The organism is Leptospira ryugenii (assembly GCF_003114855.1).
Lineage (GTDB): Bacteria > Spirochaetota > Leptospiria > Leptospirales > Leptospiraceae > Leptospira_A > Leptospira_A ryugenii.
This window is the reverse complement of the sequence record NZ_BFBB01000007.1, coordinates 32,736-47,589: the sequence shown is the minus strand read 5'-3', so window position 1 is coordinate 47,589 and position 14,854 is coordinate 32,736. Positions and strand designations below refer to the sequence as shown.

General features: G+C 40.6%; 13 protein-coding genes. 8 read left to right on the top strand and 5 right to left on the bottom strand.

From position 1 onward, the window contains the following. The first annotated feature begins 33 nt into the window (after positions 1-33). The 8 genes from DI060_RS11280 (at position 34) to DI060_RS11245 (ending at position 9,171) form a co-directional block, all read left to right on the top strand. Positions 34-2,577 (top strand): ATP-dependent Clp protease ATP-binding subunit, encoded by a 2,544-nt coding sequence (locus DI060_RS11280; RefSeq protein WP_108976645.1) that lies wholly within the window; start codon positions 34-36, stop codon positions 2,575-2,577. 58 nt (positions 2,578-2,635) lie between these two features. Beyond that, positions 2,636-3,010 carry a hypothetical protein gene (locus DI060_RS11275; protein WP_244594375.1) on the top strand — a complete coding sequence of 125 codons (375 nt, stop codon included), beginning with the start codon at positions 2,636-2,638 and terminating at the stop codon, positions 3,008-3,010. 4 nt (positions 3,011-3,014) lie between these two features. Then, the gene (locus tag DI060_RS11270) at positions 3,015-3,791 is read left to right on the top strand and encodes a tetratricopeptide repeat protein (RefSeq protein WP_108976641.1); all 777 of its coding nucleotides are present in this window, start codon (positions 3,015-3,017) and stop codon (positions 3,789-3,791) included. Beyond that, positions 3,788-5,074 carry a tRNA (N(6)-L-threonylcarbamoyladenosine(37)-C(2))-methylthiotransferase MtaB gene (gene mtaB / locus DI060_RS11265; RefSeq protein ID WP_108976639.1) on the top strand — a complete coding sequence of 429 codons (1,287 nt, stop codon included), beginning with the start codon at positions 3,788-3,790 and terminating at the stop codon, positions 5,072-5,074. The genes DI060_RS11270 and mtaB overlap by 4 nt, the downstream gene beginning before the upstream one ends. Before the next feature lie 114 nt (positions 5,075-5,188). Beyond that, positions 5,189-5,962: an efflux RND transporter periplasmic adaptor subunit gene (locus DI060_RS11260; RefSeq protein ID WP_108976637.1), complete on the top strand. Its 774-nt coding sequence runs from the start codon at positions 5,189-5,191 to the stop codon at positions 5,960-5,962. A gap of 1 nt (position 5,963) precedes the next feature. Continuing rightward, on the top strand, positions 5,964-7,217 hold the full coding sequence (locus DI060_RS11255) for an ABC transporter permease (protein WP_108976635.1): 1,254 nt from the start codon (positions 5,964-5,966) through the stop codon (positions 7,215-7,217). Continuing rightward, positions 7,217-7,888, top strand: coding sequence for an ABC transporter ATP-binding protein (locus DI060_RS11250; protein WP_108976633.1), 672 nt, complete (start codon positions 7,217-7,219; stop codon positions 7,886-7,888). The genes DI060_RS11255 and DI060_RS11250 overlap by 1 nt, the downstream gene beginning before the upstream one ends. Positions 7,889-7,995: 107 nt before the next feature. After that, the gene (locus DI060_RS11245; protein WP_108977116.1) at positions 7,996-9,171 is read left to right on the top strand and encodes a trans-sulfuration enzyme family protein; all 1,176 of its coding nucleotides are present in this window, start codon (positions 7,996-7,998) and stop codon (positions 9,169-9,171) included. Here the strand turns inward: DI060_RS11245 and DI060_RS11240 are convergent. The 5 genes from DI060_RS11240 to DI060_RS11220 all read right to left on the bottom strand — a co-directional run bounded on the left by DI060_RS11240 (position 9,128) and on the right by DI060_RS11220 (position 14,760). Next, positions 9,128-10,351 (bottom strand): multiheme c-type cytochrome, encoded by a 1,224-nt coding sequence (locus DI060_RS11240; protein WP_108976631.1) that lies wholly within the window; start codon positions 10,349-10,351, stop codon positions 9,128-9,130. The genes DI060_RS11245 and DI060_RS11240 overlap by 44 nt on opposite strands. Before the next feature lie 106 nt (positions 10,352-10,457). Then, positions 10,458-11,921: a sulfurtransferase gene (locus DI060_RS11235; protein WP_108976629.1), complete on the bottom strand. Its 1,464-nt coding sequence runs from the start codon at positions 11,919-11,921 to the stop codon at positions 10,458-10,460. 10 nt (positions 11,922-11,931) lie between these two features. After that, positions 11,932-12,882, bottom strand: a complete 951-nt coding sequence (locus DI060_RS11230) for a hypothetical protein (RefSeq protein WP_108976627.1) — start codon at positions 12,880-12,882, stop codon at positions 11,932-11,934. Between the two features lies 1 nt (position 12,883). Beyond that, on the bottom strand, positions 12,884-13,231 hold the full coding sequence (locus tag DI060_RS11225; RefSeq protein WP_108976625.1) for a hypothetical protein: 348 nt from the start codon (positions 13,229-13,231) through the stop codon (positions 12,884-12,886). Between the two features lie 95 nt (positions 13,232-13,326). Continuing rightward, positions 13,327-14,760 carry a sulfurtransferase gene (locus DI060_RS11220; protein WP_108976623.1) on the bottom strand — a complete coding sequence of 478 codons (1,434 nt, stop codon included), beginning with the start codon at positions 14,758-14,760 and terminating at the stop codon, positions 13,327-13,329. Positions 14,761-14,854 lie beyond the last annotated feature (94 nt).

Below are 14,854 nucleotides of genomic sequence, written 5' to 3'. Positions count from 1 at the left end.
ACGTTCGTCTAAGTAATAAAGGAAGGGTGCGGCATGTTGGAGTTCACAAAAAGAGCAAAACGAGTCATCAACGAAATCGCCCAAGATGAGGCAAAACGATTAGGATCTGATTTTATCGGACCTGAACACATTCTTTTGGGTTTACTAAGAGAAGAGGACTCGGTTGCGATTAAAATCCTAACCAACCTCAATATCAATCTAAATGAGCTAAAAAAGGAAGTAGAGAAGCGCACTAGAGAAAATGGTGGGGCCCTCCTTTTAGATGTTTCCCAAGGCCAAGACAAATACCAGAAAATGATTGAGGTTTCTAAAGAAGAAGCAAAGAGACTCAAACATAATTACGTTGGCACCGAACACATATTACTCGCTCTTTTGCGAGACAACAACAACATTGCAGGAAGTTCTCTATCCTCTTTTAGTGTAAATTACAATGTAATCAAGTCAGAGATTTTACGTTTACTCGGTGCACCTCCTGCAAGTGCAGTTGGCTCCAATCCGAGTGGCCAACAATCTCAGCAACAGACGGCAACTCCTCCTAGACAGGAAAAAAGTAAAACACCAATTTTGGATGAGTTTGCCCGCGATCTTACACAGCTTGCACGTGAAAAGAAATTGGATCCTGTGATTGGCCGAGCGAAAGAAATCGAAAGAGTCATTCAAATCCTTTCTAGGAAAACAAAAAACAATCCAGTTCTTGTAGGCGAATCTGGAGTGGGAAAAACAGCCATCGTGGAAGGTTTGGCCCAAGCAGTGGTTGATAAACTAGTTCCCGATTTACTTTTCGAAAAACGAGTGTTATCTCTTGATTTAGCAAGTTTGATCGCTGGCACAAAATACCGAGGTGAGTTCGAAGAGCGATTGAAAAAGATCATGAAAGAAATTGTATCTTCTCAAAATATCATCATCTTCATAGATGAGCTACACACTTTGATTGGAGCGGGAGCTGCTGAAGGTGCTGTGGATGCAGCAAATATCTTGAAACCTGCATTGGCTCGAGGCGAACTGCAGTGCATTGGTGCAACTACCAACAATGAGTACAGAAAGTACATCGAAAAAGATTCTGCCTTAGAACGCAGGTTCCAAATGGTAAAAGTTGCAGAGCCTTCGGTTGATGATGCAATTTTGATCTTGGATGGACTTAAAAAAGCATATGAAGCTCACCACAAAGTTCGTTACTCTGCGAAAGCCTTAGAGCAAGCAGTAAAAATGTCACATAGGTACATCAACGATCGATTTTTACCTGACAAAGCAATTGATATCATCGATGAAGCAGGTGCAAAGGCGAGATTGGCAAATTGCCAAAGGCCAACTGAAATCAAGGAAATTGAGGAAGAAATCAAAACACTTTCTGTAAAAAAGGAAGATTTGGTCAGAGCTCAAGAGTATGAAAAAGCAGCAGCAGTTCGTGATGATGTTAACCGCAAAAAGATTCTACTCGAAGAGAAAATCAAACAATGGCAAGAGCGCATCGAAGGCTATGCTGTCTCTATCGAAGAAGAGGACATTCTGTCCGTGATTAGCTTATGGACTGGAATTCCATTGAAAAAAATGGAACAAACAGAGAACGTAAAACTCTTAAGTTTGGAAACCGTCATCAAAGAGCGAATTGTTGGGCAGACAGAAGCCATCGAAAAAGTGGCACGTGCCGTGAGACGATCTAGAACTGGTTTGAAGAGCGAAAAGAGACCTACTGGCTCCTTTATCTTTCTCGGACCAACAGGTGTTGGTAAAACAGAGTTGGCCAAGGCTCTCGCTGAGCAATTGTTTGGTTCCGAAGATTCGATGCTTCGCATTGATATGTCTGAATATATGGAGCCACATGCGGTTTCACGTTTGATCGGAGCTCCTCCTGGTTACGTAGGTTATGATGATGGTGGCCAGTTGACAGAGTTCGTGAGGCGAAAACCTTATAGTTTGATCCTTCTGGATGAGATTGAAAAGGCACACCATGACCTGTTTAATATTTTGCTTCAGATCATGGAAGAAGGGAACCTAACGGATACAAAAGGGCGAAAGGTCAACTTCCGTGACACAATCATCATCATGACTTCCAATATCGCTGCCAAAGAAATTTCCAAAGGTGGACGATTGGGATTCGAAGATTTTGAGGCGGAACGAGAGCAATATAAGGCTGAACAGGCAAGAGAGCAATTAAAGAAACATTTCAATCCAGAGTTCTTGAACCGTGTGGATGAGGTGGTATACTTTGCACCACTCAAAAAAGAGGAAATTGTTTCGATAGTCGACATCATGTTGAAAGACTTCAACAAACGCCTAACAGAGAAAAAGGTTCTCGTTGAACTGACATCGCCAGCAAAAGAGCACTTTGCAACAATTGGTTATGACCAAAATTATGGTGCAAGACCACTCCGCAGAGTGTTCCAAAGAGAGTTAGAGGATTACATGGCCATTCAATCCTTGAAAGGTGTCTATGACAACCCGACACGTATCCAGGTTGATTTGGTCGAAGGTAAACTGACTTTTGCGGAAAGCCCATGGACCGATTACAAGGAGCCCGTGAAACGCGATGACGATTCTTCCTCCAATGAGGAAAGAAAAGACCTAGCTCTCGTGTAAGTGGATGTTGATTATCTTTCCTCTTTTGTTTCTCTTCTCCTACTTCTTTGTTAGGAAGATGTGGTTTCAATTGAGAAAGATCAGGACCTTGGCCTCCATTGAGCGGATCCAGATTGGGACTATTGAGCCCAATCTGGTTTTGCCTGAAGTTAAAGTGCATTACAAGTACTACTTTCAATCGGGTTTGTACTATGGCTCAGGCTATTTAAACTTAGAAGATTTTTTGCCGGCAGAAGAGTTTCACCTTTTGTTAGGGAAAAATTCAATTCCTTCCCTTTTTATCAATGGAAGCGAAATCATAACAGAAGAACATATAGAACATTTCTTGCTTTCTCAGGCGGCTAGCGTCTTTGTATACATAGACCCTATTGAGCCTTACCACTCTCGCATCGACCAGGTGAATCCCAACTCGATCGGCGTCCCTTCGGATTGATTTTATGAAACATATATTAGCCCTTATTGTTGCAGTACTATTCTGTTCGCAACTCCCTGCCCAAGAAAATACCGTTAGCGGTTCTTCCTATTTTCAGGCGGTGGAAGAATACAAACTAAAAAATTACAGCAAATCAGTTGAATTGTTGAAGAGTCTTTTAGAACAAGGTAAGGCGACTTACGAAAGTTATGCTCTCCTTGCCTATAATTATGAAAAGTTAAATGATTATGAAAATGCATATAATTTTATCCAGGAAGCCAGAAAGAGGAAGCCAGAGGATGAAAACCTCGCGGCCAATTTGCTCGGAATCCTTGCAAAATTTCAAAAATGGAAGGCACTCATAGAACTCTGTGAAAAGTTCATTCCTACCTATCCAAACAATGCGGAGATGAGGTATTTTTACGCTCTTGCTTTGGCAGAAAAAGGAGCAGGTAAAACCGCTCTATCGCAAATAGAAAAAGCAAAGGCTAATCATCCCAACGATGTACGATTCCTTGAGTTAGAAGGTAAAATCTATTACTCTTTGAAAAGTTATGAAAAAGCAGATGTTAGTTTAAGATGGGCGGCAAGCATCAATGACTCTTCTTCCGGAATCTGGAATAACCTCGCTCTCGTCCAAGAAGCCCTTTACCGCCAAAACTTAAAATTGGGCAAAAAAAAGGATGCGGTCTCCTATTTAGAGGAGGCAAAACAATGCATCCAAAAGGCCTTACAATTGAAAGAGGATGATCCTACAATCTTAGAAAACGAAAAAAGGATCAAAGCACTTCCTTCGGCGTGAAAATAAAATTTCATACATTAGGATGTCGTCTCAATTTTTTCGAGACAGATGGGCTTTTTTCAATTCTAAAAGAAAAGGGATTTTCCTTAGCAGATTCCAATGAAGAAGCAAATGTTATTATCGTGAATACTTGCACGGTAACCAACAAAGCCGACGTAAAGAATAGAAATATCATCAGAAATGCAATTCGAACCAACCCTGGTGCAAAAGTGTATGTAACAGGTTGTTATGCTGAGACAGATAAAGAAATTATTTCAGCGATTCCAGGTGTCACTGCTGTATATGGTAATCATCAAAAAAGTATTTTACCTGATCGGATTGTAGCCGACGTTCATGGCGCCCAAGTAAATGAATCTTTGATAGGTGATCGATTTTCGTATTCCAACGTTTTACCTGAAGGACATACACGAGCTTACTTAAAAATCCAAGATGGCTGCAATCGAAAATGTTCTTATTGTAAAATCCCGTCTGCAAGGGGTCTTGGTGTCAGTCGTAACTACGATGATGTTTTAGATCAAATTAAGTATCTACAAGATAATGGTGTTGGCGAAATTCAGTTAACGGGCGTTAATTTGGGCTGGTATAGGCTGTCATCCGGAGAAAAAGGCTTTGTCAAACTTCTAGAAGATATTCTGAAGATACTCGAGTATTCAAGAATCCGTTTGTCTTCCATTGAACCGCCTGATGTAGGTGAAGGTTTGATTGATTTGATGCAACACCCCAGGTTTTGTAAATTCTTACATGTTCCCATCCAAAGTGGAAACAGAGATGTGCTAAAATCTATGAAACGTACCTACCACCCTCAATCCTTTATCCAAAGAATAGAAAAGGCAAAAGAAAAAATTCCCGGACTTTTTTTAGGGACAGACGTAATCGTAGGTTTTCCAAATGAAACTGAGGAAGCCTTTGAAGATACAAAACGTATTTTAACTGACCTACAATTTGCAAAGATCCATGCGTTTCCGTATTCCGTACGCCGAGGGACAAGTGCTGAGGCAATGGGAGACCCTATCCCGGGAGATGTTAAAAAAAGGAGAGTTTTAGAACTTATGGATCTGAGTTCTAGGCTTAATCTTTCCTATGCGCAAAAGATGCTTGGGACAAAATCAGAAGCTATACTTGAGTCAGACGGACGTTTGGTGACCGACAATTATTTGAAGGGCTATTTACAAGAGTCTTCCTCTGCAAATTATCTTCAAATTGGGCAATTTGTTGATGTCACATTACATAAAGTGATCCATAAAGCCAACCAAGAAGCCGAATGTGTTTTTGTACTTAGATAAGTAGCAAAACAGATCAAACTTTTCTGCATCTGATTGACAATAATCAACCTAAGTATATTCCCAAGGGTTAATTTTTCACTATTCGCAAAAGGGAAATTAAAGTCTTCTTGGAGTATGAATTGGAAATCCAAACCTCTTTTGGTTCTATTTGGAATCTTAGGTATCCTTCTCCTTAGCTTACTCATCTTTCGATCCTCAAAAAAAGAAACTATCGTACTCAAGAAGGGATCTCTTGTGGAAGTTGTTTATGCTCTGGGAACGGTGAAACCAGAGAAAGAATACTCTCTAAAATTTGGAATCTCCGCCGCCATCAAAGAAATCTATGTGAGTGAAGGAAAAAGTGTTCAGAAAGGGGAGGCTTTGATCAAGAATGATTCGGGGATAATCTTTCGTGCACCTTTTTCGGGCACAGTTACCAACCTAAATTTGTCAGACGATGAACTAGTCATGCCTGGTATTTCCATACTGAAAATTTTGGATATGGATGATTTGTATATACTCGTTTCTTTAGACCAAGAATCCGCAATGCGTATCCGCCCAAAGCAGATCGTACAATTTAGTTTTGAATCGGTGCGGGGACATACCTATTCAGGAATTGTCGATCGTGTGTATCCTAGCCAAGGACAGTTTATGGTGCGCGTCAATGCAGATCTTTTTCCCGATGGTATATTACCAGATATGACAGCCGATGTTGCCATCCAAGTAGCCGATAAAAAAGACGTCTTACTTGTACCAATTAAGTCAATATCCAAGGGAAAGGTGATTCGTTACCGAGATGGAAAAAAAGAAAAAGTCAGCGTAAAACTTGGGGCTATCAATTCAGAGTTTGGCGAATTATTGGAAGGTGATTTGAAAGAGAATGATGAAGTTGTGTTAGGTATCGAATGATATGTACTTTTTGGCAATCCGACAAATACTTTCTAGGCCTCAGCAGACCATTCTAACCATACTCGGCATTCTTTTGGGAACCGCTGGTTATGTGATGTTTTCTGGAATGATGTTAGGCTTTCAGCAAGTGATCATGGAGCAATTGGTAAACTCTGACGGGCAAATTAAAATATCTCCTAAAGATGAAGTGATTTCGGCAAAAACTTTTGAAGATGTTTTTTTTGAAGGTAAGGAAATCCGCTGGATCACACCGCCTGTTGGGCGAACAGACAACACACGTTTAACAAACATAATGGGATGGATGGAGAGACTTGACAATGACCCAAGAGTGGTAGGCTATGCTCCTCAACTAAGTCGGGAAATCATTTTTTTAAATGGGAAGGCTAGTTCTCCCGCTAGGTTGATAGGAATCGATCCAAATAAACAAACCAAGGTTACTAATCTAGAAACATATATTTTCGAATGTAAAATCAAAGATCTTAGCCGTGGCGGTGCTTCGGTCATTTTAGGTTCGGGAATCCTTACAAAATTGGGTGGGAAAGTGGGTGATTCGATCCAAGTTCTTTCTCCCAAGGGGAAAATTTCACCCATTAAAATCATCGGAGAACTTAAAACTGGTAATCGTTTGGTGGATGATGTTTCTTCGTATGCCTCACTTTCTACAGTTCAAAACCTTACCCAATCTGGCGGAGAGGTTTCTCAACTTTTGGTTAAAATCCAAAATTTGAGAGAAGCTTCCTACATCGCAGAGGATTGGACATTTATTAGTAAAGATAAAGTAGAAAGTTGGGACCAGGCAAATGAAAGTATACTATCCGTCTTTAAAACACAAGATATCGTACGAAACTCAACTACTTTTACGATCATATTGGTAGTTGCATTTGGGATTTACAATATACTCAATATGGTTGTGAATCAGAAAAAAAGAGAGATCGCAATTCTAAGATCAATAGGATTTAATGGCAAAGATACGATCATGCTCTTTTTAATCCAAGGAGTATTATTAGGTTTGCTTGGTGGGATTTTGGGACTCTTGTTAGGCGCATTTGGTTGTTATATGATTGAGGGTATTCCATTAGGAAATAGCAAAGGCGAAACAAAGGCTGTTCTTCGAACGATGGTAATTTCTTGGGATGTGCTTATCTATTTGAAAGCATTTTGTATTTCTATGCTAAGTGCAACGGTCGCGAGTTATATCCCCGCAAGGCTTGCGAGTAAATTATCGCCCGTTGAAATCATCAGAGGCACAATTTGATGTCTGTTGTCCTACAAGCGGAATCTATTCAGAAATCCTTTGGTGATCCCCCACAAATAATTTTACAAAATATATCTATGGAAATTTTGGAAGGTGAATTTACTGCTCTTATCGGCAAGTCAGGTTCTGGAAAATCAACTTTATTGTACATCCTAAGTGGTTTGGATAGCCCTTCACAAGGCAAGATCTTCATAAAAGGAAAGTCTTGGTCTGATTTATCAGAAATAGAAAAACATGAGATGAGAAACAAAGACCTTGGGTTTGTATTTCAATTTCATTACCTTTTACCTGAGTTATCTGCACTCGAAAATATAACCATGCCAGCCCGTAAATCCATGACGCTCAAACAAGCAACAGAATATGCAGAATATCTAATGGATGAATTTTCTCTTTCCCATTGCCGAGACAAATTCCCAAATCAAATGTCAGGTGGCGAACAGCAAAGAACAGCTATTGCAAGAGCTCTCATCCAAAAACCAAGCATACTTTTTGCCGACGAACCAACGGGAAATTTGGATACAACAAATGGAGATAAGGTGATGGAAATCTTTCGCAAGATTAACAAAGAAGACAAAACCACAATTGTCTTTGTAACCCATGATCCTGATTACGCGGCAGCCGCAGGGAAGCGCATCCACTTGCAAGATGGAGCAATCTTGAAAATTGATTAAGTTTTTTTGAATATATCTGCTATATTGAACGATTTGTGTTAGAATAGCAGAAATTATCTAAAAAAATGGCTGTCATCCTAGGGCTGTTCCAAAACCTGGAGGGAGTTATGTTTGATCATTTTGAAACTGATGCCGTTCGCATCCAAACTCCCAAAACGGAACAAAAGGAGCATTCGACTCCTCTCTTTCTAACCTCTAGCTTTCTGTTTGATAGTGCTGAAGATGCAAGGGCTATTTTTGCCGAGGAAAAACAAGGCAACATGTACTCTCGGTTTTCCAATCCAAATACGACAGAACTCATCCAGAAGTTAGCTAAATTGGAAAAGACGGAAGACGGTGTGCCATTTGCTTCCGGGATGGCGGCAGTCTTTAATTCAATGTTCGCATTACTGAAATCAGGTGATCATATTGTAGCATCCAGGTCACTGTTTGGATCTACCCACCAAGTTTTAAATCTTATCTTCTCAAGATTTCAGGTAGGAGTCTCCTATGCAGATATTGGAAATGAAAAACAATGGGAAGAGGCCGTTCAGCCAAATACAAAATTAGTATATATAGAAACTCCTTCAAATCCTGCTTTAGATATCATTGATCTAGAATGGATTTCTGCATTTTGTAAAAAAAGAAATCTTATCTTGATCGTTGACAATTGTTTTTGTACTCCCTACCTTCAGAGACCAGCAGAGTGGGGTGCCGACCTTGTTGTTCATTCTGGTACAAAGTTTTTGGATGGTCAAGGTAGAGTTATCGCAGGTGCAGTTCTTGGCCGAGCAGATTTGATCAAAGAAATTCGATTTATCGCAAGAGCAACTGGCCCATCATTGTCGCCAATGAATGCGTGGGTTATCTCCAAAAGTTTGGAAACTCTTTCTATTCGAATGGAAAAACATTCGGAGAATGCTCTGAAGCTAGCGGAATTCCTTGAAAAACATACGGAAATAGAACTAGTAAAGTATCCTTTCCTTCCCTCACATCCACAGTATGCATTGGCAAAGAAACAAATGCGCCTAGGTGGTGGAATTGTCACCTTTGTAGTGAAAGGTGGTGTGGAACGGGGAAGAAAATTCTTGGATGCACTGAAATGGTTCTCGTTGACAGCAAACCTTGGCGATGCTAGGACAACGATCACCCATCCTGCTTCCACCACTCATGCAAAGATGCAAGAGGAGGAAAGATTGGCAGTTGGTATTTTACCTGGTCTCATTCGGGTTTCTGTTGGTTTAGAGCACATAGATGATATCATTGCCGAGGTTGATCAGGCACTGGCTCAATCAAAGAAGTAAGAATATAATCAGAGTTTTGTTTCTCAACAAGAGAATCTCTGAGGGTTCTTTGTACTGTTTCAGAATGTCCGAGTTGGTTTGCATTTTGTAAATTGTGTTCGAACATCCGAATATACAACTCATCGGGTGAAACTTTGATTAAAAATTCGAATTGATCTCCTTTTTGGTACTCCTCTCGTTTCAATTGGTAACGGATTTTTATGGTCTCACCAGGTTCCAATCGAGTATCGCTGAATTCTTTTGTAAGGAAAATATCTGTAAGACGACCAATCAATTGTTCCTCCAAAAGCTTTTTGGAACCATTTCTCCGTAAATGGTAGAGTTTCAGATAGATCTTCGGTACCGCATAACTTGGAAATTTATGACCTATTGCCATTGAAGTTAAACTACCCTCCAACAATAGGCCTTCTTGATTTTGTTTAACGAAAAATTTTGTTTCTATTCCTGACCGAACATAGGATGGGTCATGAATACCTTTCCATTCATGGTTTCGAGATGGCATATGACAATTTTGGCATGTAATGCCCTGTTTGGCGAAGTGTGAACTTTCCCATTCAGAAAAAGTTTCCATCATTGCTTTGCCATTGATCCGCATTGAACTTTCAGGACTTTCATGACAAGATTTGCAAAAGAGAGAAGATTCAAATTCTACTTGGGCTTTGAAACCATTGTGTGGAAGAGAATTATTATCTATTTTTTGTTTTGTGGGAGGAGGTCCATAGCGGATATTTTTTCTAACATGACAACTTGCGCACTGGATCCCCAGATTTTGTTCTTTACCTGGAAGAAAGACGGTCTTCCAAGATTCTGGATACATGGTTTCCAAACCTTCTTGCATCAAGACCAATTGTTTTGTTTCCATGAGAGGGCTGTGACAAGAAAGGCAATCTTTTGCTTTTTCTTTCCCTAAGGAAGGCATTTGCCAACGTAAGCCTCCTCCCACAGATTTTGAATGGAGGCTTGCCGACCATGTTTGGAATTGTTTTTGGTGGCAGTTACCACAGGCATTAGCACCAAGTTCCTTTTCTAAGGCAGTAAAATGTTTGGGAGGTGGCCCCTGTTCCTCTAGGGGAAACTTCCAATGTTTCTCCAAAAAAGTAGAGCCACCGCATCCAATCATTGCTAAAAAACAGGCAAAGCAAATATATTTAAAGAATTGTTTTACCATATCAGCAAACATAGATTCGATGATATTTCTAAATCAGAAATATCATCCTAAAGAAGAATTCACTGTTTTAGCCGAACTTTCAACAATTAAACAGAAATAAGAAAGTGATGCGGAGGCCTTAACCTCCACAGGCATTTCCACCACCACCACTTGCACCAGATCCAGAGGATCCACCACCTCCAGAAGAGCTACCACTACCAACTGTTCTCAGATAGAGTTTATCTGCTTCCCTTGTTTTGTAGGATGAAGAAGAAAATGCACTCGCCGTTTGGAAGCTTAAGCGTATGATCGCATTGCTTGGAGTAGTGGTAGTGAGGCCTTCTGTTCGACCACTACGATCTGATCTCCAGGGTGAGCTTCCACTGAGATTGGACCAACCATCACCATTTTCATCAAAGGCAAGGGAACTCCATTCAATCCATGAGGCATCGTAGAGTCGCACTGGAATCCCAAGGATAGCACCTGCCGCAAAGAAAATTGCGTTGGATCGCAATCCCCGATCACAATAGGCAATGATCGTCTGTGTTTCTGAAACGCCACGTAACTGAAAGGTTTGTTTGATTTCTGCTTTTGTTTTAAATCGGAAATCATTTGTCGAAGAACTTACCAACAACTCGCTCCACTCCAGTCTTTTTGCTCCTCGGATCCTTCCTTCAAAGGGTACTTTACAATTTGAACCAATCGGACAGGTTCTGGAACGATTCGGCACGGTGATTCCTGTGGTAGTGGAAGGTGAATACTCCTGGCTTGACCTCGCATCCACAAACTGTATTCCGTTTGCCGGAATGCTAGTCACATTTTCAAACGTAGTTGTGCCATTGGAAATGGCATGGTAGATATCGCCGACTGTAGCTTGTAAGATTGTATTGTCCGTATACAAAGATTTTAAACTGGCAAAGCTTTGCTTGATCTCGCGATTTTGACTTGTGCTAGCCGTAATTTCTCCCAGTTGGACTCCTTGTCGAACTGAGCCATTCAAAAAAGCTATATTCTTTTTGTCTAGACCCCAATACCGTAAGGTATAGTAGAGCCTGAGAGAATATAAAAAGGAATCTTGGTTGGAACTATCTGCTGCAATCACTATATAGTCCTGGGCAGGGTTGATTCCATACTCGCCTAAAAAATTATCTACGACTCTACCTTCTGGTACAATGAGTTCGGTTTCTAAAACTCCATTGTTCCGCGACTGTCCAAAAATCCCCGTGCTTACTGCATTTGGATTTATATATACATAGTAGGAATAGACCTGTCTTTGGGCACTACTCGGAATAAAAAATCCATTTGAGGTTCCAGTGGTATCAATTTGTAATACGACCACCTTCCCATTCAATTGATTGATTTTCGTTTTGTCCCAGTTATTTACAATTTGGTTTAGTTTTCGAAATGAAATTAGACCAAATGAATTATCATCATACGAATCTGCAGAACTAAAACTTAGCTCCTCCGCCGTATTGGTTTTCACAAAAATTGGGACAAGTTTCAAAAAAGCAGGTACGAAATCATAGTTTTTAGGATTTTTACATTCACCTAAAACCAAACTCAATATAAGAACAATGTATACTGGTTTAAATAAATTTTTCATAAAAAATCCTTTAGATATTGAAAGGTAGGTTTACTGCAAAACCAATTGTTTTCAGCTTAGCTGTGTTATATCCAGCATATGTCTCTGAATAGAAAAGATTGTAAAAGTTACCGAAGGAATCTGAATACCCCAATCCAATTTCAAGATTATGAAAGGTCTCTTTTCTCCCCCAAGCGGGTCTCTGGTCCCGAATCCATAAATCTGTAAGATTTAGGCCTGGAATCAAATCTTGAGTGGTGAGATTGTAATAGTTGTAAGGTGGGGCCTGTCTGGGGTCTGCATATGCATATCCACCCTGTCCGATTTGGCCTCTTCCTCCAATAGTTAAGAAAAAGGATTCCAAAAATCTTTTGTAAATGGCTGAATAGTAGAGGATATCATCTGGAACAGGAGACTCTCTCTTACGATATGCAACATCTCCCAAGATACCCAATCCCCAGATATCAAAGTCTTTTGCATAGTAAAGTGTGACTTCACCTCCACTTGCGCCATCGCCCAGTGATTGAGGATTTCTATCATAATCACCTTTTTTGATGGCACCGACTCGCACGGACAAGGTGGGCATCCATCGATACTTTGAATCATACTCATCGACGATTTTGTATCGTAAGCCAAGCCTGCTATCCAAAACACCATACCGGTCCGGTACTTCAGGTGTTTGTTGCAAACCCGCGTAACGATCAAAAATTCTATGTCTTCCTAACTTTCCGAATCCAGAGAAAAAATCTACAGTGAGTCGGTCAGTGATTCCATATTCGAGTGCAAGAGAACCCGCCGTGATCCTTACGTTATCATCATATTTGGCAAAAGACTTCGCCAAATAGGCAGAATTGTATTCGGAATGCGTAAAAATAGGCCTCACCCATAACTGCCTCTGGTATGGTGCCCATACTGTCTGAGAAAGAATCGGAAGGCTGAAAAAAACGAATGAAATAGGGATAAGTTTTTTTAATAAAGCCATTTTACTTATCCAACTTTACGTTAAAGCGAACACTTATGAAATATTCTAATGCCTGGATTTGTTCATCAGTTAATTTTCCGGCTAAGTCAAGGAGATTGACTCTTTTCTTTTCGCTGTTTGGCAGCGCTCCTTGGAGAAATTCCAATTTTTCAGTTTGGGCGTTCACTTTGTTCGGATCAACTTGACCTAACTCTGTTTCTAAGTTATAAATTGCTTTGCCGAGATGGAATTTTTCTCTATCCTTGGCCTGAGTAACTTGCCCTACACCTCCTCCACTAAATCCACCAGATGCAAATGCAATTGAGTGTATGACAAAAAGAGAAAAAATAATGTAAAAAATGCGATTCATGATCTATTCCTTGTTTTTTTAATATCTATATATAATGTTCCTTGAAAAAACCTCTCGCGATCACGAGAGGCCAGTGTATCAAGGAATTCTAGCTTCTATTGAAACTTATATGCTCTATCCTCATCCAAATTCTTCCGAGTGGTGGTTGCCTCCTGGTTAATCCGGAAAACAGAGTATTGGCTCAAGGAAGCTGAGTTATTGTAAACAGGTCCTGGAGTGTTGTATCCACTTTCAGTCAGTTCATTTGTGTCTGTAGCATATACATGTCCCGCAGGAAGTGTTCTGAGAGCAGTATTTGTGTGATTTGCACTCAGAGCAGACCACTCAATGAAAGAGTTTTCATAGAACACACTTGGTTTTCCTAAAATAAGAAAAGCGCTAAGTCCTGTTACCATGGAACGAGCATTAGTTCTGCAATAGTGCACAATAGTTTGGCCAGTTTTAAAGCCATCACCTGATTGGTTAACTGAGTTAAACTTTGTAAAATCATCCCAGAGGCTCACCAATTCATCTTTTGATTTAAATTTTCCAGTGGTTTGGTCCACAACAACAGGCCATGGTGTGAATTTAGATCCTTTGATATGGCCAGCAAAGAGAGCCGCTCCACTTGGGCCTGATGTACTTGTCACAGGGTTTCCTGTGAATTCTGCTGCTGTAGTTGTAGTATTGTGCCTTGCATCAGCAAACAGCACCGAACTCGAAATTCCGTATATGTTATGTGAGGTACCATTTTTCACGAAACTAATGATATTCTCGAGAGGTTGTACAAGGACAGAGTTGTCTACTGATCGCAGTGATTTTAGGGAAAAACTTCCTTTAGTGGGGCTTGTGAGTTCTGAGCTACTAGTTGTTAAATAAGAAGCAGGGAAGTCACCATTTGCGTCAAAAGCACCGTTTAACACTGCTAAGTTCTTTCGGTCCACTCCCCAATACCGTAGCCAATAGATGCCTCGGTGTAAGTTTTGGTAGACGGATCCTCTAGGAGAAGCATTGGTCCCCAAGCCAGAGTCATGTCCAGCTGCGAAGACGATTAAGTCTTTGCTCGCATCGATACCGTAAGTTTGTAGAATTTCATCAGTGATAGCACCTGTGGGGAGAGCATTAGGATCATTGATGATACCGTTGTCCCTAGCTGCACGGTAAGCAAATCGGTCAGTGGAGCTGAAAACAGAGCTAGTCCAATCAAAGACATTAACGCCCGCAGCTGGTTTCAAATACTGGCGTGTGTAACTTCCATTTGGGTTGAAGACGATGATCACTAAGTTTCCTGTGATGCCAGATGGTTTGTTTGCCGCCCAATTGTCGATCCAGGACTTCACTCTCGTCGAAGTTACTAAACCAAACTGGTTATCGTCATAGTTTACGCTGGATTCGGTCGTAAGATCTGCTGCTGTACTAATTCGTGTCGAAGTTAGAAGTGCCGCTAATAGCACGTTTTGTGCCAAATCGTCTTTTGAATCTTGTTTGCATGAGAATACATTTGCCCAAACCAAAAAGAGGGCAAGGATGCTTGTGGTTAATTGTCGCATAGGATGCTCCTTCAGGAGCCAAAACCAGGCTCTCTGGGGCAATTTTCGGAAAATATCCGTTATTGAGGACAAATTATTTAATATAGCGAAGTAT

What these genes read in the sequence shown, in the direction of transcription:
- DI060_RS11280 (WP_108976645.1), top strand. Translation starts at nt 34, where the DNA reads ATGTTGGAGTTCACAAAAAGAGCAAAACGAGTCATCAACGAAATCGCC.
- DI060_RS11275 (WP_244594375.1), top strand. Translation starts at nt 2,636, where the DNA reads ATGTGGTTTCAATTGAGAAAGATCAGGACCTTGGCCTCCATTGAGCGG.
- DI060_RS11270 (WP_108976641.1), top strand. Translation starts at nt 3,015, where the DNA reads ATGAAACATATATTAGCCCTTATTGTTGCAGTACTATTCTGTTCGCAA.
- DI060_RS11260 (WP_108976637.1), top strand. Translation starts at nt 5,189, where the DNA reads ATGAATTGGAAATCCAAACCTCTTTTGGTTCTATTTGGAATCTTAGGT.
- DI060_RS11255 (WP_108976635.1), top strand. Translation starts at nt 5,964, where the DNA reads ATGTACTTTTTGGCAATCCGACAAATACTTTCTAGGCCTCAGCAGACC.
- DI060_RS11250 (WP_108976633.1), top strand. Translation starts at nt 7,217, where the DNA reads ATGTCTGTTGTCCTACAAGCGGAATCTATTCAGAAATCCTTTGGTGAT.
- DI060_RS11245 (WP_108977116.1), top strand. Translation starts at nt 7,996, where the DNA reads ATGTTTGATCATTTTGAAACTGATGCCGTTCGCATCCAAACTCCCAAA.
- DI060_RS11240 (WP_108976631.1), bottom strand. Translation starts at nt 10,351, where the DNA reads ATGTTTGCTGATATGGTAAAACAATTCTTTAAATATATTTGCTTTGCC.
- DI060_RS11235 (WP_108976629.1), bottom strand. Translation starts at nt 11,921, where the DNA reads ATGAAAAATTTATTTAAACCAGTATACATTGTTCTTATATTGAGTTTG.
- DI060_RS11230 (WP_108976627.1), bottom strand. Translation starts at nt 12,882, where the DNA reads ATGGCTTTATTAAAAAAACTTATCCCTATTTCATTCGTTTTTTTCAGC.
- DI060_RS11225 (WP_108976625.1), bottom strand. Translation starts at nt 13,231, where the DNA reads ATGAATCGCATTTTTTACATTATTTTTTCTCTTTTTGTCATACACTCA.
- DI060_RS11220 (WP_108976623.1), bottom strand. Translation starts at nt 14,760, where the DNA reads ATGCGACAATTAACCACAAGCATCCTTGCCCTCTTTTTGGTTTGGGCA.